The sequence below is a fragment of the Millisia brevis NBRC 105863 genome (assembly GCF_001552615.1).
In the GTDB taxonomy this organism is placed as follows: domain Bacteria; phylum Actinomycetota; class Actinomycetes; order Mycobacteriales; family Mycobacteriaceae; genus Millisia; species Millisia brevis.
In genome coordinates this window covers 261,593-279,506 of sequence record NZ_BCRN01000001.1, presented here as the reverse complement: position 1 = coordinate 279,506, position 17,914 = coordinate 261,593, and the positions used below count along the sequence as shown (strand labels likewise).

The following is a 17,914-nucleotide window of genomic DNA, read 5'->3' as shown; positions in this document are numbered from 1 at the left end:
GACGATGAGCGGGTACGACCGCGTCTTCGGTGCGACACCGCGCGTGACGTTGGGGCGGGCCCCCGACAACGACATCGTGCTCGACCATCCCCTGGTCTAGCGCAATCATCTGGCGATCGAATGGCGGCCGGGGGGTTGGACGGTCGTCGATGCGAACAGCACCAACGGCTTCTACGTCGCGGGGCAACGGATGGTCGAGTACCCGGTTACCGGTCCGCTGCAGGTGGTGATCGGCCACGCGATCGACGGTCCGGTCCTCGACCTGTGGCCGGACGCCGCGCCGCTCGGTGGGGCGCCGTCGCTGCCGGGCCCGGTGTCCCCGGAGATGTGGAACGCCCCGCATATGCAGTCGCTGCAGTACAACATGGCAGCGCTCGACCAACTGCCCTCCTCCGGCATTCCGAATGCACCACAACCGGTTTCGCTGTCCGGGGTCCGCACCGTCGGTCGCGATCCCGGCTGCGACATCGTGGTGCACGACGTCCTAGCCTCCCGCATGCACGCCCGCATCACCCCCGGCCCGTCCGGACTGATGATCGAGGACCTCGGCAGCGCGAACGGCACCTTCGTCAACGGCCGGCGCATCGGACGCGAACTGCTGCCCGAGGGCAGTGTCGTCACGATCGGCAACAGCGACTTCACCGTCACCGCCGGACAATTGGTGCCCGGGGCGCCCGCCGCGATCGTCGCGGACGGCCTGCACGCCCGCGGGATCGGCCTCGACATCGACGGTAAACGTCTCCTCGACGGGATCGACTTCTCCGCCGCACCCGGCACCCTGACCGCGGTGATCGGCCCGTCGGGAGCCGGCAAGTCGACCGTCTCGAAAGTGGTTGCCGGACTGGTCAACCCCAGCGCCGGCTATGTCACCTTCCAGGGGCAGGGGGTGCACGCCGAGTACGAGGCGCTGCGCACCCGCATCGGAATGGTCCCCCAGGACGACGTCCTGCACCGCCGACTGACGCTGCGTCAGGCCCTGCGGTACGCCGCCGAGTTGCGCTTGCCGCCGGATATGACCGCCGCCGACCGCGACCGCGTCATCGAAGGTGTGCTCGGCGAACTCCAACTGCTCGAGCACCTCGACACCGTCGTCGACCGGCTCTCCGGCGGCCAGCGCAAGCGCGCCTCGGTGGCGATGGAACTGCTGACCGGGCCGTCGCTGCTGATCCTCGACGAGCCGACCTCCGGCCTGGACCCGGCGCTCGACCGGCAGGTGATGAGCACCCTGCGCCGCCTCGCGGACGCCGGGCGCGTGGTCATCGTCGTCACCCACTCGCTGACCTATATGGACATGTGCGACCAGGTGCTGCTGCTCGCGCCCGGTGGACGCACGGCGTTCTGCGGGCCGCCGTCCGATGTGGGCGCCGAGATGGGGTCGACCGACTGGGCCGAGATCTTCGCCTTCGTCGCCGACCAACCCGACGCCGCGCACCAGCGGTACCGCTCCCTGCACGGCACTGCGCAGCCGCCGCCTCCGGTCGGCCGGTCGGGTCCGCCGGTGCGGGCGTCGCAGACCGGTTTCCTGCGACAGATGGGCACGATTGCCCGCCGCCAGGTGCGGTTGATCCTGGCCGATACCGCCTATCTGGTGTTCCTGGTACTGATGCCGGTGATCCTGGGCATGTTGTCGTTGGTGATCCCCGGCTCGTCCGGGTTCGACCCCAACAGCCCGGCGAACCTGCTCGAAACGGTGCAGATCCTGGTGGTCCTCGTCGTCGGGGCGGCGTTCATGGGCACCGCGCTGACCGTGCGGGATCTGGTGGGCGAACGCCCCATCTACGAGCGTGAACGCGCGGTCGGACTGCGACCGGGGTCCTATCTGGGCGCGAAGGTGGTGGTCTTCGGATTCGCCGCGATCGTCCAGACGGCGATCATGGTGGGCATCACCTACGCCAGTCGCGGATTGCCGAGCAACGGGGTGCTGCTGCCCGGCTGGTTGGAGCTGTTCTGTTCGATCGCCTTCCTCGCCTGTGTCAGCGCGATCATCGGATTGGCGATCTCGGCGACGGTCGGCTCGACCGAGCAGACGATGCCGCCGCTGGTGATCGTCATCATGGTGCAGTTGGTGTTCTGCGGCGGCCAGTTCCCGCTGGCCGGACGGCTCTTCCTGGAGCAGTTCTCCTGGCTCTTCCCGGCCCGCTGGGGCTTCGCGGCAGCGGCGGTCAGCGCCGATCTGCCGACCGTATCGCCCGGCACCCCGTCGATCGACGACGAATACCTGTGGGAGCCGACGGCGTCGAACCTGATGCTCGACTACGCGATGCTGTCCCTCTTCGCGGTGGTCGTGCTCGGCTATACCTACTGGCGGTTGACCGTGAAGAAGGGCCGCTGACCAAACGCTAACCTGAACGTTATCGCCGGATTGATGGGCACCGACTGGGGTGCTCTTTGGTGACACCCATATTTATGTCTTTTACGGAAGCCTCATTTTGCCTAGCATCGTGATCTCAGGTGCAGCACAGCCTTGAGTGCATCGGGGCTATGCCCGAATCCTAGGCATACCCGAACTATCAAGGGCGCCTGGTGACCGTTAGCTGGTGTGATCTGCTGACCGAGGAGTCCGATTGGATGTCTAATTTGGGAAAAGGTTTCGAACGTGTGACTGGATTTCCTGTATTGGCGGTCCCCTTTCTGGCAACCCTTGGCGTCGCTCTGGCTTTGGCTACCGCGCCTAATCTTTTCAGCAGATCTGTCCCGGATTTAGGAATACCCGGGGTGAGGTTCTTGCTGGATAACGGCGAGATACCTGCTGCCTGGGTCAAGGAACTGTACCGCCAGGAACTCACGCAGGAACTCACTCGCTTGGGACTTTGGATGCTTCCGCTCTTGATTCTGCTACTGGCCGTAGCGTCGGTGGTGAGAGCCGGGTTGGCAGCGAGTTGGGAACCTGTTGGCACGACGCTGCTTTCCTTCGGGATCGGATTGCTATCCATCCCTATATTCTCTTGGGTGCTCGCTCTCCTATTCTGGGGATACTCGTTGGCTCGAGGTGCGGCGATATGGCTGTCCGCCCTCGCTGAGAGAGTCCGGGTCTACATTTCCGAATTGATGCAGGGCCCTCTTGGTGGAATCTTGATAGTTGTGCTTGGCGTCGTCGGAGCGGGTGTCGTTCTGTGGATTACTCCGTACTTGCTAAGAGGTCTCAGGGATAGCTCTGCGCTCAGGTACGGATTAGCGGCCGTAGCTCTGGTTGGCGGGCTAGGTATTGCTTTTTGGGAGCTTCTTCTGCCCATACTGAACTTCGGGTCGAGCGTACTTGGCACTGTCTTTGGTGTAGTTATCGGTGTCGTGTACTTCGTTCTAGTTTGGGGGCTTTTATCCGCGATACTGGCGCAGCATGGGTCGGTTGCATATGTGCCGATACGAAATGCATTCGGCGCGGGGATGGATAGATCGGTGAACGCCGACTGCGCGGCATCAATAGGCGTGTCGTTAAGTATCATTATGGCGGCGGCCAGTTTCAATGGAGAATTCCGCAGCTTCGCCCAGAGTTCCGTTCCGGACGCGGTTCCGCAGCTTTCGCTCCTGTACACGATACCGGTCGGCGACTATCTTCCTGCTCTCGTAGTTCCGTTCTTCGATCTAGCTTTCAGTAACTTCACCGGGATTCCGGAGATTGCAATTCTCGTAGTCGCGAGCCTCGGGTCCGCTATTAGCCTCGCCTTCTGGCCGGTGAGAGATAGGTCCACGGCTCGTGTTTCTGCGGTGGCCAGCATGGCTTTCATTCGAGTTCTGGTGGTGTTTCTCCTGACCATTGTCACCTTGGCGGCGTTCAGTCAGTACGACGATTGACGGTGACAGGGGGACATTGACTTGTCGAGCGGCTCAGCGTCACTCCACTCCACCCCCGGGATCTGCTGTACCGGGCCTAGTTCGGACCGGTCGCGGTATCCCGGGATTCACGGGTCCTGGTACGCCCCGCGGTCGGCTGCGACCGTGAGGCCCATGACGCGAGCACTGTGTGTGGCCGGCATGCGGGAGCATCGGTCGTTCCTGCGGGCAGCGGTCCGCAACCCGCGCCGGATCGGCGCGATCGCACCCAGCTCCCGGCGGCTCTCCGCGCTGATGGCCTCGGTGGTTCCCGCGACCGGACGTCCGGTGGTCGTCGAGCTGGGGCCCGGAACCGGAGCGGTCAGCGCCCTGATCGCGGAGCGGCTGCCCGCCGGCGGGCGCCACCTCGCGGTCGAAGTCGATCCGCACCTGGCCGCCGATCTCGCGCGACGACACCCAACGATCGAGGTGATCACCGGCGATGTGCGCGACCTGGACCGCCTACTCGCCGAACGCGGGGTGACCTCGGTGGACGCGGTGGTCGGCGGCCTGCCCTGGTCGCTCTTCGACGCCGCCGACCAACACCGAATCCTGCGCCGCATCGCCGACATCCTGGCCCCCGACGGGGCGTTCACCACCTTCGCCTACACCCATACCGGCCCGATGCGCGGTGCTCGCAGCTTCCGGTCCGCCCTCGAGGCGGTCTTCGAGGAGGCGCAGATCAGCCGCACCGTCTGGCGCAACGCCCCGCCCGCGTTCGGATACATCTGTCGACGCCCCCGGCCGGGCTCGCCGGTCGCCGAACCCCGCGCAGCAGCCGCGGCACGGTCGGGACGCGGCATCGCCTAGATTGGTCGATCGTGCCCATCCAACCGATGCCCGACGACGAGGTTGAGCGGATTCTGGTCGTCGTCGCCCACCCCGACGACGCGGATTTCGGCGCCGCGGGAACGATCGCCTCGTGGACGAACGCCGGCATCGAGGTGACCCTGCTGTGCTGCACGCACGGTGAACAGGGCGCCCAACCCGACGCCGATATCGCCGCCATCCCCGCGCTGCGGGAGGGTGAGCAGCGCGCCGCGAGCGCGGAACTCGGCGTCACCGATGTCCGCTTCCTGGACGGCTTCCGCGACGGCTGGCTCGAACCGTCGTTCGACCTGCAACGCGAGATCGTCCGGGTCATCCGCGAGGTACGGCCGCAACGGGTGCTCACCCAGAGCCCCGAGCGCTGGTACGAACGGCTGATGGCCTCGCATCCCGACCACCTCGCCGCCGGGGAGGCCACCGTGCGGGCGTGCTATCCGGCGGCCGAAAACCCGTTCGCCTGGCCGGAACTGGGCCTCGACTTCTGGAAGGTTGGGGAGATCTGGTTGATGGCGCACCCGACCGCCGACCACCCGATCGACACCACCGAGTTCTTCGACCGGAAGGTCGCGGCGCTGCGCCGGCATGCCTCGCAGACGGGCCACCGCGCCGACCTCGAGGACATGCTGCTGGTCTTCGGTCAGTCGATCGCCGAGCGCTTCGGGCTGCCCGCGGGCACCACGGCGGAGGCATACGGCATCGTCCCGGTCAACAGGCGCTGACCGATCGGTGACGCGGCGGCCGCAACGGCCCGGTACTTCGCCTACGACATCCACCTGCGGGCGGACGTCATGGCCGCCGTATGCCCCGGCGCGTCCGATCCGCGGCCGGCGGTACTGGCCGACCATGACTGGCTGATCAACGACCGGGGCGTCGCGGCGATCGAACCCTTCCCCGGCTCCGAGGTCCACGGCGTGATCTGGACCATCGCCGCCGGCGATCCGGCCGCCCTCGACCGCGCCGCGGATACCGCTTCGAGTGAACCCGGCCGCACCGTCCGCGAGGTCCGCACCGTCACCACCGCCACCGGACCCGAATCGGTGCTGCTGCACGCCGACCGTCGACCGAATCCCGGTGCGCCGCAACCGGGATACCTCGAACAGGTGGTGGCCGGCGCCATCGAACGAGGGTTGCCGGCCCGGTGGGTCGAGTACCTGCGCCGCTGGGACCCGACCCACTGGCCGCAACCCAACGGTGGCCCCAGCCCCAACGCGCCCCGCTCGCTACCGGAGCTGTTGGCGACGCCGGGGGTCGAGGAATTCAGCAGTCTCGGAACGCGGTTCGGGTTCATGGCGATCCACGGCGGCGACGTCGAGCGGATGACCGACGTCATCGCCGAGCGGGCCGCGCAGGCGTCCGGTGCGTCGATCTACCTGGTGCGCCACCCCGAGGGCTACCCGGACCATCTCACCTCGACGCGCTACCTGGCGTCCGACTCGGATCGGTTGGCCGCCTTCCTCGATCACGTCGATGTGGTGATCTCGCTGCACGGCTACTTCCGCTTCGGGCGCGCCACCCAGCTGCTGGCGGGCGGGTCGAATCGCGCCCTCGCCGCGCAGATCGCCCGGACGGTGGTGTTGCCCGGCTTCGAGGTGGTCACCGACCTCGAGAGCATCCCGGCGGGGCTGCGCGGCTTGCACGCCGACAACCCCGTCAACCGCCCCCGCGGCGGGGGCTGCCAACTGGAACTGCCGCCGCGGGTGCGGGGGATCGGACCGCGCAGCTCCGTCGCCGGACCGGGCGGATTGTCCACGGCGACCGAGGCATTGGTCGCCGGTCTCGCCGCCGTCGCCCGCGACCCTCGCTAATCCTCCGGGCCGGTGACCAGCGTCCGGCCGGGGATCGCGTCCAACAGCCGGCGGGTATACGGCTGTTCGGGAGTGTCGAAGAGCGCGGTGGTCGAACCGCGTTCGACCAACCGTCCGCGCTCCATGACGCAGGTGTAGTCGGCGATCTGCCGCACCACCGCCAGATCGTGCGTGATGAAGACGTACGTCAGCCCGAGCTGCTCCTGCAGCTCGACCAGCAGCCGCAGGATCTGGTCCTGCACGATCACGTCGAGCGCGGATACCGCCTCGTCGCAGACCACGATCTCCGGGCGCAACGCCAACGCCCGGGCGATCGCGATGCGTTGCCGCTGCCCACCGGACAACTCCGCCGGATACCGGGAGGCCATCGACTTCGGCAGGGCCACATGGTCGAGCAGCTCGTAGACCCGCTCCGACCGCTGCGTCGCGTCGCCGTAGTTGTGGGCGCGCAGCGGTTCCTCGATCGTCCGGAAGACGGTGTACAGCGGGTCGAGCGACGAGTAGGGGTCCTGGAAGATCGGCTGGATGCGCCGCCGGAACGCGATCTCCTCCGCCTGACCGGAGATCGCCACCGGACGGCCCTCCAACAGCACCTCGCCGGAGGTCGGCTCGGTCAACTGCAGCAGCATCCGCGCCACCGTCGACTTGCCCGAACCCGATTCGCCGACGATCGCCACCGTATGCCCGCGCGGAATGTCGAACGAGACATCGTCGACGGCCACCACGTCGGGCTCCCGCCCGAAGAGGCCGCGCCGGGCGCCGGGAAAGACCTTGCGCAGGTTGCGGACCGCCATCAACGGGGTCTCGGCTGCCGTCTCGTCCGGCGACGCGGTGACAGCTTCGGCGACCTGCAGCCCGGCCGTGCCGCGCATCCGCTGCGAGGCCAGGGACGGCGCGGCTGCCAGCAGCCTTCGGGTGTACTCGTGTTCGGGGTTGCGCAGCACCTGCAAGGCGGGGCCGGCCTCGACCAGGTCGCCGCGGTACATCACCAGCAGGTCGGACGCGCGGTCGGCGGCCAACCCGAGATCGTGGGTGATCAACATGACCGCGGTACCGCGCTTGGAGGTCAACTCCTGCATCCGGTCGAGGACCACCTGCTGGACGGTGACGTCGAGCGCCGAGGTCGGCTCGTCGGCCACCAACAGTTGCGGCGACGCGGCCAAACCTATGGCGATCAGCGCGCGCTGCCGCATGCCGCCGGAGAATTGGTGCGGGTAGGCGTTGATGCGATCCGCGGCGTCCGAGATCCCCGCCTCGGCCAGTAGGTCGACCGCCCGCTTGCCCGTCTCGCGTCCCTTGGTGGTGCCGGTGTCCTCCAGGGTTTCGGTCAGCTGCCGACCGATCGTCGCCGTCGGATTGAGATTGCTCATCGGGTCCTGCGGCACCAGTGCCATCACCCGACCGCGCAGTGGTTGCAACCGCCGACGCGAGAGCCCGACCACCTCGGTGCCGTTGATCATGACCGAGCCCTTGGTGATCGATCCGTTCGGCGGGAGCAACCCGAGCACCGCCGCGGCGATCGTCGACTTGCCCGAACCGGATTCGCCGACCACCGCCAGCGTGCGGCCCGCTTCGATATCGAAGGAGACGTCGCGCACCGCGACCACCGGTCCGGCGTCGGTGGTGAAGGTGACCTCCAGATCCCGCACCCGCAGGACCGGGGTGCCCGAGTCGTCCGCCGTGACGAAGGTGTCGGCCATCATCGCCTCCGCATCCGGGGATCGAGAGCCTCGCGCAGCGACTCGCCGAGCAGGGTGAAGCCCAGCGCGGTGATAGAGATGCAGATACCCGGCAGGAACGCCAACTGCGGGGCGATCGCCAATTCGGCCTGCGCGCCGGTCAACATGCGACCCCATTCGGCGTCGGTGGGGCGGCCGCCGCCCAGACCGAGGAATGACAGGGCCGCCGCCTCGATGACCGCGGTGGCCAGCACCAGCGTCGCCTGCACGATCACCGGACCCAACGAGTTCGGCAGGACGTGCGACATCGTGACGGTGCGACGGGTCAGGCCCAGCGATCGGGCGGCCAGCACATAGTCCTGATCGCGTTGGGCGAGCATCGAACCGCGCAGCAACCGCGCGAAGACCGGGACCTGCACCACACCGATCGCGATGATGATCGACATATTGTTCTGCCCGGCGACCGCCGCGATCGACACCGCCAGCAGCAGCGACGGAATCGCCAACATCAGGTCGACCAGGCGCATCGTCACCGTGTCCACCCAGCCGGAGAAGGCGCCCGCCAGCAGGCCGAGCGCGACGCCGCCGAGCAGTCCGATCAGGGTGGAGGCGACGCCGATGATCAGCGATGCGCGTGCACCCCAGATCAATTGGCTCAACACGTCCGAGCCGAAGCGGTCGAGGCCGAGCAGATACTCCGACGACGGGCCGGGGATCATGGTCGGGCGCACCAGGTCCCGGCCGGGTACCGCGCCCGCCGGGTACGGGGCGAGCAGCGGAGCGAACAGCGCGACCAACACGAACAGCAGCACGATGACCGCGCCGATGATCGCGATCGGATTGCGCCGCATGCGGGTGAACGCCTGCCGCCACAGACCGGCGCTGTCGTCGGCCAGACCGGCGGTGGCCTCCGCGACCGTGCGGGCGTTCTCGGGTTCGAGCGGTGGCTGCGCATCGGGGGCGCCGGGAGTGGTCGTCATCGTGTCCTCAGACGCGGATCGATCAGGCCGTACGAGACGTCGACGGCCAGATTCACCAGGGCGTAGACCAGGGCGATCAACAGGATGAAGCCCTGCAGGACGGGATAGTCGGCGCCGGAGATCGCCGTCGCCAGGAAACCGCCGATCCCCGGGAACGAGAACACCGTCTCGGTCAGTACCGCCCCGGACAGCAGCAATCCGACCTGCAGGCCGATCGTCGTCGATACCGGCAGCAGCGCGTTGCGCAGGATCACCCGCCTGCTGACGTGGCCGGGCGCCAGGCCCTTGGCGACCGCGGTGCGCACATAGTCGGAGTTCTGCACCTCGATCACCGAGGCGCGGGTCATCCGGGTGATGATCGCCAACGGGATCGTCGCGAGCGCCAACGCCGGCAGGATCAGATGCCGCAGGGCGTCGAGGGAGGCATCCCATTCACCGGTCAGGAGGCCGTCCAGCACATACAGATTCGTCGGATGCGTGGCATTGATGTCGTTCGACTGGCGGCCGGTCGTCGGGAACCAGCCGAGCTCCACGGCGAAGATGTACTTGAGGATGAACGCGAGGAAGAACACCGGGATCGTCACGCCCAGCAGGGAGGCGACGACCGCCATATTGTCGACGGCGCGGCCGTGCCGCCGGGCGGCGATGTACCCCAACGTGATTCCCAGGACGATGGCGATCGCGATCGCCATGATCGTCAGCTCCAGGGTCGCCGGGAACCGGTTGGCGAATTCCTCGGTGACCGGTCGCCGCGTCGACAGCGACGTGCCGAAGTTGCCCTGCAGCAGCTGGCCCAGGTAGGTGAAGTACTGCTGGTACAGGGGCCGGTTGAACCCGTACACCTCGTTGAGCTGCGCCACCGCCTCCGGGGTGGCCCGTTCGCCCAACAGCGCGGCGGCCGGGCCACCGGGCAGCGCCCGCACCCAGAAGAACAGCAGCAGCGTCAGCCCGAAGAGCGTCGGGATCAGCAGCGCGAGACGTCGGAGGATCAGCCGGACCATGCGGGCCCCTCATCGGAGAGGTCCGCACGGTCACCGGCTGAGCCCGTTTCGGTGGGATCGGCCGCGGTCACGATCAGTTCGGCAATTCCACCATGGTGTACACCTCGTCCTGGACCGGCGACGTCGGATAGACGACGCCCGCCCGGAACGCGAGCGAGGGCACGGGATGCGCGATGGGCAGGCCGGGCAGGAACTCGAGCAGCGCACCGTTCGCGGCCTCGTACGCCGCCTCCTGCTCGGTGATGTCCGGCAGCACCCGCGCGTCGTTGATCTGGGCGAACAGCTCCGGGTTGTCGAAGCCCCACTCCTGCGACTGCTGGCCGAAGAAGACACCGATGAAGTTGTAGGTGTCGTTGTAGTCGCCGGTCCACCCCAGCAGGTGCAGACCGTGGTCCGGTCCGCCCTGGATGCGGTCGAGGTAGTCGGGCGACCACGGCAGCGGCGTCGCCTGCACGACGACGCCCACGTCCTCGAGGTCCGCGGCGATCCGCTCGAAGACCTGCTCCGGGGTCGGCATATACGGCCGCGACACGTTGGTCGGGTAGGTGAAGTTGATCGTCAACGGGGTCGCCTCGGTGAAGCCGGCCTCGCTGAGCAACTGCCGTGCCTGATCGGGGTCGTAGGCGTAGGTCTCGACGTTCGCGTTCCATCCGGAGACCGACGGCGGCACGAAGTTGGTCGCCACCTCGGTGCCCTCGGGCAGCGTGGCCGCCACGAGGCCCTCGCGGTTGACCGCGTGGGCGATCGCCTGGCGTACCCGGATATCGGCCAGTTCGGGTACCGCCTGGTTCATGCCCAGGTAGAGGATGTTGAACGCCTCGCGGTTGGCGATCTCGAAGCCGGCGTCCTGCAATGCCTGGACGTCGCCGGGCGCCACCAGGTCGTAGCCGTCGATGTCGCCGGCCTCCAGGGCCTGGCGGCGGGCGGTGGTGTCGCTGATGATCGGGAAGACCACCCGGGTCACCTCGCCCTGGTCACCCCAGTAGTCGGGATTGGAGGTGAGGGTGACGTTCTCGCCGGGCGACCACGAATCGAACAGGAACGGGCCGGTGCCGGTGGGGTGCGCGGTCGCGTACTCCGGCAGCACCGGGGCATCGGACTGGCCCTGCACGTCGTCGGCGTTGTACTCCTGGAGCGCCGTGGGCGACTGCATCGAGAACGCCGGCAGCGACAGTGCGGCGACAAACTCGGGCAGCGGGGTGTCGAGGGTGACCACCGCGGTGGTGTCGTCGGAGGCGCTGCACGACTGGTACTTGCCGTTGCCGTCGGAGGCGTAGCCGCCGTTGACCTTCAGCCAGTAGTAGGACAGGCTCTCGGACGCCGCGACGCCGGTGAAGTTGTTCCAGCGGTCGAAGTTGTAGCAGACCGCCTCGGCGTTGAACGGGGTCCCGTCGTGGAAGCTGACCCCGTCGACCAGGTTGAAGGTGTACTGCAGGCCGTCGTCGCTGACATCCCACGACTGCGCCAGCAGCGGGGCGGGATCCGCGGTACCCGGTTCGGTACCCACCAGGCCCTCGAAGATCTGCCGGGCCACACGGAAGGATTCGCCGTCGCTGGCGAAGGCCGGGTCGAGCGATGCCGGGTCCGAGGACGCCGCGAAGGTGAACGTCACCTGGTCGGTCGAGGAGCCGCCGCTGCCGTCGTCGCGTTCCGAGGCGCAACCGCCGATCAGCAGCGCGGTCGCTGTGGTGACAGCGGCCCAGGGGGCGATCCTTCGCATGTCTGCTCCTTCTCGGTCCGTCCGGTACGAGGCACCCGTCGGGTTTGTCGCACTCGAAGTTGCAGACATTAGACGCGCTCGAGGCGGCGCGCGCATGTCGGTGCCGATGAATGTTGATCCAACTGCAACACGGACCGGGCGGATAGCTACCGGACGCGGGCGAGAAGAAGCGCGAAGTCCCGCGACGGATCGGTCCATTCGGTCACCGGGTCGAGCCCGGCGTCGGACAGTTCGCCGCTCAGGGATACGGCATCGAATTTGATGCTGATCTCGGTCAGGATCTCGGCGCCGGCGGGAAGCTGCCAGTCCTTCGCCAGTGCTCCGAAATGGGCGTGCACGTCGCGGCGGGCCCGCAGCCACATCTCGATCCGGTGGTCGGCCGGATTCCACCGGGCGATGTGGTCGAAGTCGTCGGGGTAGAGCCCGGACGCGTCGAGTTCCCGGCGCAGCACTTCGATGACGTTGCGGTTGAAATCCGCTGTCACCCCGGCCTTGTCGTTGTACGCCGCGACCAGGCGGCCGGTGTCCTTGATCAGGTCGGCGCCGATCAGAACGAAGTCCCCGGGCTGCAGGGCGCCGGCCAGGCCGGTGAAGAATGCCCGCCGCTGCGGCTGGTCGAAGTTGCCGATCGTGCCGCCGAGCAGCACCGCCAGCCGGGCGCCGTCCGCCGCCGGAAGCCGCAGATCGGGGTCGGTGAAGTCGGCGACCACCGGCCGTACGTCGAGGTCGGGATAGTCGAGGGCCAGCCGCTGCGCCGAGCTGGTGAGCATCTCGCTGCTGACGTCGACGGGAACATAGGCCAGTGTTCGGCCGTCGCCGACCCCGGTGAGAGCGTCCAGCAGGATGCGGGTCTTCGTCGATGTGCCCGAACCGAATTCGATGAGCATCGTCGCGTCGGTGGACCGGGCGATATCGGCGGCATGCCGGGTGAGCAGGTACGTTTCCCGCCGGGTCGGGTAATACTCGGGAAGCTGGGTGATCTCGTCGAACAGGCGGCTGCCCCGTTCGTCGTAGAGCCACTTCGCCGGCAGGGCCGGCGGGTCGAGCCAGAGGCCGGCCAGCGCATCGCCGGCCAGTGGCGACGGGTCGGGTGGTGTGACGACCGTCGATCCGCTCACCGGGCAAGCCTCAGGCCGCCGAACAGCCATCGCCCGGAGGCCGGGAAGAAGTTGCGATAGGTCGCACGCTCGTGGCCGACCGGGGTGACTGCGCTCGCCCCGCGCAGGACGTGCTGGTCACACATGAATTTGCCGTTGTATTCGCCGACCGCGCCGTTGGCCGCGACGAATCCCGGATACGGCAGGTAGGCGCTGGAGGTCCACTCCCAGATGTCTCCGATCATCGCCGTGCCCACCCGACCGGGATGACAGCGATCCGGATCGAGCAGGTTGCCACGCGCATCGCCCAGTTCGGTTGCAGCGGTTTCCCATTCGAACTCCGTGGGAAGGCGGGCGCCGGCCCAGCGGGCGAAGGCGTCCGCTTCGTAGAAGGACACGTGCAGCACCGGTTCGTCCCCGACCACCTGCCGCCGACCGGACAACGTGAACGTGGTCCATCCGTCGTCCTCGAGCCGCCAGTACCCGGGTGCGTGCAGGTCCTGCTCGCGACAGAACGCCCACCCGTCCGACAGCCACAGCTCCGGGCGGCGGTAGCCCTCGTCGGCGATGAACTCGAGCCAATCGGCGTTGGTGACCGGGCGATCGGCGATGTGGAAATCCTCGAGGAAGACCCGGTGCCGCGGGCCCTCGTTGTCGTAGGAGAAGCCACCGTCGAACGGTGCGGTCGGCACGCCGGCGCCGGGTACCCCGATCTCGACCACCCCGCCGCCGACCGACCGCCACCCCAGCGACGGGGTTCCGGCGTCGACATCGACCTCGCGATCGACGTAGATCGGCCCGGGGGACAGCGGAATCGTCGAGAACAGATGCTTGATATCCATCAGCAGCAGTTCCTGATGCTGCTGTTCGTGATTGCAGCCGAGCTCGACCAGCGTCAGGGCCTCGTCGTCGAGGTCGCCGCGGCGCAGTCGATCGGACAGCGCCGCGTCGACGTACTCGCGGTAGCGGGTGATGTCCTCGACGCCCGGCCGGGTGACCAGGCCGCGGTCGTGGCGCGGATGCCGCTCGCCGACCGCCTCGTAGTAGCTGTTGAACAGGTAGCGGTAGGTGTCGTCGTAGACGGTGTACGCCGGGTCGCGGCGCAGCACGAACTCCTCGAAGAACCAGGTCACGTGCGCGCGGTGCCATTTCGCGGGGCTGGCCGCGGTCATGGACTGCGGAGTCTGGTCCTCGGCGGACAGTCGTGACGCGAGCAGATCGGTCAGGCCGCGTACCTGTAGGAAACGTTGTGCGAGAGAGTGTTCGGTAGTGGTGGCCAGGTGGGAATCGACGCTCACTGAAGGTCCTCCTTGGCTGGCGGACGGCTCGGCCGTAGCGGCGGCCCCATCCATAGTGCCACCGCGAGACCGGCTGTCAACGAGATGCGGAGGTGACCTCCACGATCGCGTCCTTCAGCTCCGGGCGGCAGATGATCAAATCGGGCAGATAGACGTCGTCCCGGTTGTAGAGCAACTCGGTGCCGTCGATGCGACCACACCACAGCCCGTGCGCTCGGGCGACGGCAACCGGTGCGGCGGAGTCCCATTCGTACTGTCCACCGGCGTGGACATAGGCGTCGACCTCGCCGCGGACCACCGCCATCGCCTTGGCGCCGGCCGATCCCATCGGGATCAGTTCGCCGCCGATCGCCGCGGCGACCGGCTCGGAGAAGACCGGCGGACGCGACCCACTGATCACCACGCGCGGACGATCGTCGGTGCGGGCCGGGGCCAACCCGATCGCGGGCGCGATCGGCTCCGGATTGCTGGTGTAGGTGATCCCCAACGACGGCAGGGCCACGGCGCCGACCGTCAGGTCGCCGCGCTCCCACAGCGCCACGTGCACGGCCCAGTCGATACGGCCGGCGATGCTGTATTCCCGGGTCCCGTCCAGAGGGTCGATGATCCACACCCGATCGGCGGTCAGCCGCTCCTTGTTGTCCGCGGATTCCTCGGAGAGCACCGCATCGCCGGGGCGAAACTCCGAGAGCCGCCCGAGCAGCAGATGGTTCGACCGCTGATCGCCCTCCTTGCCCAGGGCTTTGCCGGTCAGGTCGCCGCCGCGCAGGGCGACCAACAACTCCGCTGCCTCCGACGCGAGGGTGGCGGCCAATGTCGTGTCGTCGTCGCGGGTGCTCACAGCCGGCACGATAGTCCACGTGACCGACTATCTGACGGTGTCCGCAGTGGTTTTTCGGGATGACGCGGGCCGATTTCTGACCGTCCGCAAGCGCGGTACCAGCCGTTTCATGCTGCCCGGCGGCAAGCCGGAGGTGGGGGAGAGCCCCGCTGCAACCGCCGTGCGTGAAATTGCCGAGGAGATCGGCACCGCGATCGTCGAGTCGGAACTCGAGCTGGTCGGCGAGTTCGATGAGCCCGCGGCCAACGAGGCGGGCACCCGTCTGCACGCGACGGTCTTCGCCCACCCGGGCCGCCCGGACGGCCCGCCGCTCGCCGAGATACAGGACCTGGAGTGGATCGAGCCCTCCGCGATGTCGGGCCGCGACGATCTCGCGCCGCTGCTGCGGGCCGTCGTCGCGCGGCTTGCCGGCTGAATCAGGCCGCCGGCCGCGGCAGCGGCGGTGCCGCCGACCGGTAGTGGTGCCCGGTCGGTGTGACCGTTCGAGTGACATGGCGTCCTCCCTCCGTCGATGAGTCCTGGTGCCAACCCGGCGCCTGCTTGGCGTGGTTGCACGCTTGGCACAGGCCCTGGCCGTTGGCGTAGTCGGTGGATCCGCCGTCCGCGTACGGCCGAACGTGATCGGTGCGTCGGATGGGCGCGTCGCACCACGGCGTGCGGCAGCGGCGGTCCCGAAGGCGGATGACGGTCGCCAGATCATCCGGGAACAGCCGGGTCCGGCGATCCATGGCCACCAGTTCGCCGGTGGCAGGCCCGGCGTCCAGCCTGCGGAGTCCGGCGCTCCCGGCGCGGGCGGCTCGATCGACGACCAGGCGTGCCACCTCGGCCGGGATCGGTCCGTACCCGTCGACGTACGCCGCTTCGTCCCCGGCGCCCTCCGTGGGGCTGTCGATGGTGGTGCTGTCCGCGCCCGGGAGGGTGCGGTCGGACACCACCAAATCGACGGTGACGGGAATCGACGGCAGCCGCCCGGCCCCGTCGGCGGAGGTGATCCGCTCCACCAGGGTGTCGGCCATGATCTGTCCGCGTCCGCGCCCACCAGCGGCGGTGTGGTCGCTGGTGGCCGCCAGGAGGCTCTTGTAGGTCGCCACTCCTTCGACCAGAGGGAGCAGAGCTGTCAGGTAGACCATGCCGTCCGGCGCCGGGCGCATCGTGACGGTGCGGTCGCCGACCGCCTTCGCATGTCGCTCGACCCAGATCCGCGGCTCGGCGGCGTAGGCCAACTCCCGAACCGCGGCCACGATCTCGCCATCGCTCATGCCTGCGATCCGTTCGGGATCTCCGGCCAGGACCGCGTCGATACGTTCGCGCACCGCCCGCGATACCGCCGCGGTCTCCCGAACCATCAACGTCGCCCGCCACTCGGAGATCCGCCCGGTCCGCAGGGCGGTGAACGTGCACGGCATCTCGGACGTCAGCACCTGTGCCACCCCGAGCCGGACCCGCCCGCGATGCGGCGACTCGCGGCGAGCCGGCGCCACCTGCGCGGCGATACCGCGACCCCGACGATCCGCCGGTACACCCGCACAGGCGGCTTCGCTGCGCCCGCAGCGGTCGAGGTCGGCGGCGACTTGGGCCTGCAGCCCTGCCGCCGCGGAGGTCAGTTCCTCGAGCCTGCGCAGCATGGTGATCCGATCCGCCTGCGTGGCCGGGCCGCCCGTGGCGGCCAGTCGCATTGTGCCGCGTCGGATCTCCTCCGCGGTCGACTCGTCATTGGCATCGAACATATGTTCGACTATAGTGGCAATACAAGAGGCGGACAAGGGGGTGGATCGATGAGTGAACCGGCGACGGCCGAATCTCGGTGGTCTCGTTGTCGCCCGGAAGGGGGATTGCCTATTCCGCAAATCTGATTGCCGTTTCGGCGCATCCGGGGACAGACTCGGGATATGAACAGCTACGACGTCCTGATCGTGGGCGGAGGATCGGCGGGCCTGGCGGCCGCGGTGGTCCTGGCCCGGTCCCTTCGCTCGGTCCTGGTGATCGACGCCGGGTCGCCACGTAACGCACCCGCCGACGGTGCCCACAACGTCCTCGGCCACGAGGGCATCTCCCCGCTCGACCTGCTGGCCACCGGTCGGACGGAAGCACTGTCGTATGGAGCGGAGATCCGCTCCGCTGACGCGGTGGCAGTGCGAGGGCTCGACGCGTCCGACCCCGGAGGCGAGGATCGGTTCGAACTCGACCTGAGCGACGGAACGACCGTGCGCGGCCGGCGGTTGCTTCTGACCACCGGGTTGACCGATGTACTGCCGGATATCCCCGGGGTGCGCGAGGGGTGGGGGCACGACGTGCTGCATTGCCCCTACTGCCACGGCTGGGAGGTGCGCGGTCGGCGGATCGGTGTCATCGGCACCGGGCCGATGGCCGGCCACGTGACGCTGTTGCTGCGCAACCTCAGCGATCGGGTCACGCTCTTCGCGCACGCGATGCCGCCGCTCGACCCGCAGGACCGCGCACGCCTGGACGCCTTGGGCGTCGAGGTGGTCGACGGGCCGGTTCGCGAACTCGCGCGCGCCGAGGGCGGCGTACGGGCGGTCGTGCTCGCGGACGGGCGGGAGTTCCCGGTGGAGGCGGTCGCCGTCGCACCGCGGCTGGTCGCGAACGCCGACCTCTACACCGCGCTGGGCGGCACGCTCGCCGAGAACCCGATGGGCGTGTACATCCCGGTCGACCCGATGGGGCGCACCGAGGTCGCGGGTGTCTGGGCGGCCGGCAATGTCGCCGACCTGTCGTCGATGGTCGTCGCCTCGGCTGCGGCCGGGGTGATGGCGGGCGCGCAGATCAACGCCGAGTTGGTTCGGGTGGACGCCGACCTGGCGGTCGAGCGGGCGGTGCCCGCCGCAGGGTGAGTG

General features: G+C 68.3%; 14 protein-coding genes and 1 pseudogene. 7 read left to right on the top strand and 8 right to left on the bottom strand.

Features of this window, described 5'->3' with window-relative positions:
• The first annotated feature begins 4 nt into the window (after positions 1-4).
• The 5 genes and pseudogenes from MB1_RS01260 (at position 5) to MB1_RS25455 (ending at position 6,443) form a co-directional block, all read left to right on the top strand.
• Positions 5-2,332, top strand: a pseudogene (locus MB1_RS01260) (FHA domain-containing protein).
• A 383-nt stretch (positions 2,333-2,715) separates the two neighbouring features.
• The gene (locus MB1_RS25465) at positions 2,716-3,792 is read left to right on the top strand and encodes a hypothetical protein (RefSeq protein WP_157083842.1); all 1,077 of its coding nucleotides are present in this window, start codon (positions 2,716-2,718) and stop codon (positions 3,790-3,792) included.
• A 153-nt stretch (positions 3,793-3,945) separates the two neighbouring features.
• Complete coding sequence (locus tag MB1_RS01250; RefSeq protein ID WP_084350586.1) at positions 3,946-4,620, top strand: class I SAM-dependent methyltransferase; 675 nt, start codon at positions 3,946-3,948, stop codon at positions 4,618-4,620.
• An 11-nt stretch (positions 4,621-4,631) separates the two neighbouring features.
• On the top strand, positions 4,632-5,357 hold the full coding sequence (locus tag MB1_RS25460; protein WP_218000157.1) for a PIG-L deacetylase family protein: 726 nt from the start codon (positions 4,632-4,634) through the stop codon (positions 5,355-5,357).
• A 69-nt stretch (positions 5,358-5,426) separates the two neighbouring features.
• Positions 5,427-6,443: a poly-gamma-glutamate hydrolase family protein gene (locus MB1_RS25455; RefSeq protein WP_066902873.1), complete on the top strand. Its 1,017-nt coding sequence runs from the start codon at positions 5,427-5,429 to the stop codon at positions 6,441-6,443.
• Here MB1_RS25455 and MB1_RS01235 read toward each other — a convergent pair.
• The 7 genes from MB1_RS01235 to MB1_RS01205 all read right to left on the bottom strand — a co-directional run bounded on the left by MB1_RS01235 (position 6,440) and on the right by MB1_RS01205 (position 15,059).
• On the bottom strand, positions 6,440-8,143 hold the full coding sequence (locus MB1_RS01235) for a dipeptide ABC transporter ATP-binding protein (protein ID WP_066902872.1): 1,704 nt from the start codon (positions 8,141-8,143) through the stop codon (positions 6,440-6,442). The two genes, MB1_RS25455 and MB1_RS01235, sit on opposite strands and share 4 nt — an antisense overlap.
• Entirely contained in the window at positions 8,143-9,102 is a 960-nt protein-coding gene (locus MB1_RS01230; protein ID WP_066902870.1) for an ABC transporter permease, read from the bottom strand. Before MB1_RS01230 ends, MB1_RS01235 begins: the two co-directional genes overlap by 1 nt.
• Positions 9,099-10,103: an ABC transporter permease gene (locus MB1_RS01225; RefSeq protein ID WP_066902868.1), complete on the bottom strand. Its 1,005-nt coding sequence runs from the start codon at positions 10,101-10,103 to the stop codon at positions 9,099-9,101. Before MB1_RS01225 ends, MB1_RS01230 begins: the two co-directional genes overlap by 4 nt.
• Positions 10,104-10,176: 73 nt before the next feature.
• A complete protein-coding gene (locus MB1_RS01220; RefSeq protein WP_066902867.1) occupies positions 10,177-11,823 on the bottom strand; it encodes an ABC transporter substrate-binding protein in 1,647 nt (548 codons plus the stop codon).
• 146 nt (positions 11,824-11,969) lie between these two features.
• Positions 11,970-12,941: an L-histidine N(alpha)-methyltransferase gene (gene egtD / locus MB1_RS01215; RefSeq protein WP_066902866.1), complete on the bottom strand. Its 972-nt coding sequence runs from the start codon at positions 12,939-12,941 to the stop codon at positions 11,970-11,972.
• On the bottom strand, positions 12,938-14,218 hold the full coding sequence (gene egtB / locus MB1_RS01210; protein ID WP_066902864.1) for an ergothioneine biosynthesis protein EgtB: 1,281 nt from the start codon (positions 14,216-14,218) through the stop codon (positions 12,938-12,940). Before egtB ends, egtD begins: the two co-directional genes overlap by 4 nt.
• Positions 14,219-14,294: 76 nt before the next feature.
• Positions 14,295-15,059, bottom strand: coding sequence for a 3'(2'),5'-bisphosphate nucleotidase CysQ (locus tag MB1_RS01205; protein ID WP_066902861.1), 765 nt, complete (start codon positions 15,057-15,059; stop codon positions 14,295-14,297).
• A 19-nt stretch (positions 15,060-15,078) separates the two neighbouring features.
• On the opposite strand from MB1_RS01205, the gene MB1_RS01200 reads away from it, so the two are divergent.
• Positions 15,079-15,474 (top strand): NUDIX hydrolase, encoded by a 396-nt coding sequence (locus MB1_RS01200; protein ID WP_245649968.1) that lies wholly within the window; start codon positions 15,079-15,081, stop codon positions 15,472-15,474.
• 1 nt (position 15,475) lies between these two features.
• On the opposite strand, the gene MB1_RS01195 is transcribed toward MB1_RS01200, so the two are convergent.
• Positions 15,476-16,786 (bottom strand): HNH endonuclease, encoded by a 1,311-nt coding sequence (locus MB1_RS01195; protein ID WP_066902859.1) that lies wholly within the window; start codon positions 16,784-16,786, stop codon positions 15,476-15,478.
• 162 nt (positions 16,787-16,948) lie between these two features.
• On the opposite strand from MB1_RS01195, the gene MB1_RS01190 reads away from it, so the two are divergent.
• Complete coding sequence (locus MB1_RS01190) at positions 16,949-17,911, top strand: NAD(P)/FAD-dependent oxidoreductase (protein ID WP_066902857.1); 963 nt, start codon at positions 16,949-16,951, stop codon at positions 17,909-17,911.
• Positions 17,912-17,914: the final 3 nt, after the last annotated feature.

Excerpts from the sequence above, each read along its gene's own strand:
- MB1_RS01195 (WP_066902859.1), bottom strand. The coding sequence starts at position 16,786 with ATGTTCGATGCCAATGACGAGTCGACCGCGGAGGAGATCCGACGCGGC.
- MB1_RS01225 (WP_066902868.1), bottom strand. The coding sequence starts at position 10,103 with ATGGTCCGGCTGATCCTCCGACGTCTCGCGCTGCTGATCCCGACGCTC.
- MB1_RS01230 (WP_066902870.1), bottom strand. The coding sequence starts at position 9,102 with ATGACGACCACTCCCGGCGCCCCCGATGCGCAGCCACCGCTCGAACCC.
- MB1_RS25455 (WP_066902873.1), top strand. The coding sequence starts at position 5,427 with ATGGCCGCCGTATGCCCCGGCGCGTCCGATCCGCGGCCGGCGGTACTG.
- MB1_RS01250 (WP_084350586.1), top strand. The coding sequence starts at position 3,946 with ATGACGCGAGCACTGTGTGTGGCCGGCATGCGGGAGCATCGGTCGTTC.
- MB1_RS01235 (WP_066902872.1), bottom strand. The coding sequence starts at position 8,143 with ATGGCCGACACCTTCGTCACGGCGGACGACTCGGGCACCCCGGTCCTG.
- MB1_RS01220 (WP_066902867.1), bottom strand. The coding sequence starts at position 11,823 with ATGCGAAGGATCGCCCCCTGGGCCGCTGTCACCACAGCGACCGCGCTG.
- MB1_RS01190 (WP_066902857.1), top strand. The coding sequence starts at position 16,949 with ATGAACAGCTACGACGTCCTGATCGTGGGCGGAGGATCGGCGGGCCTG.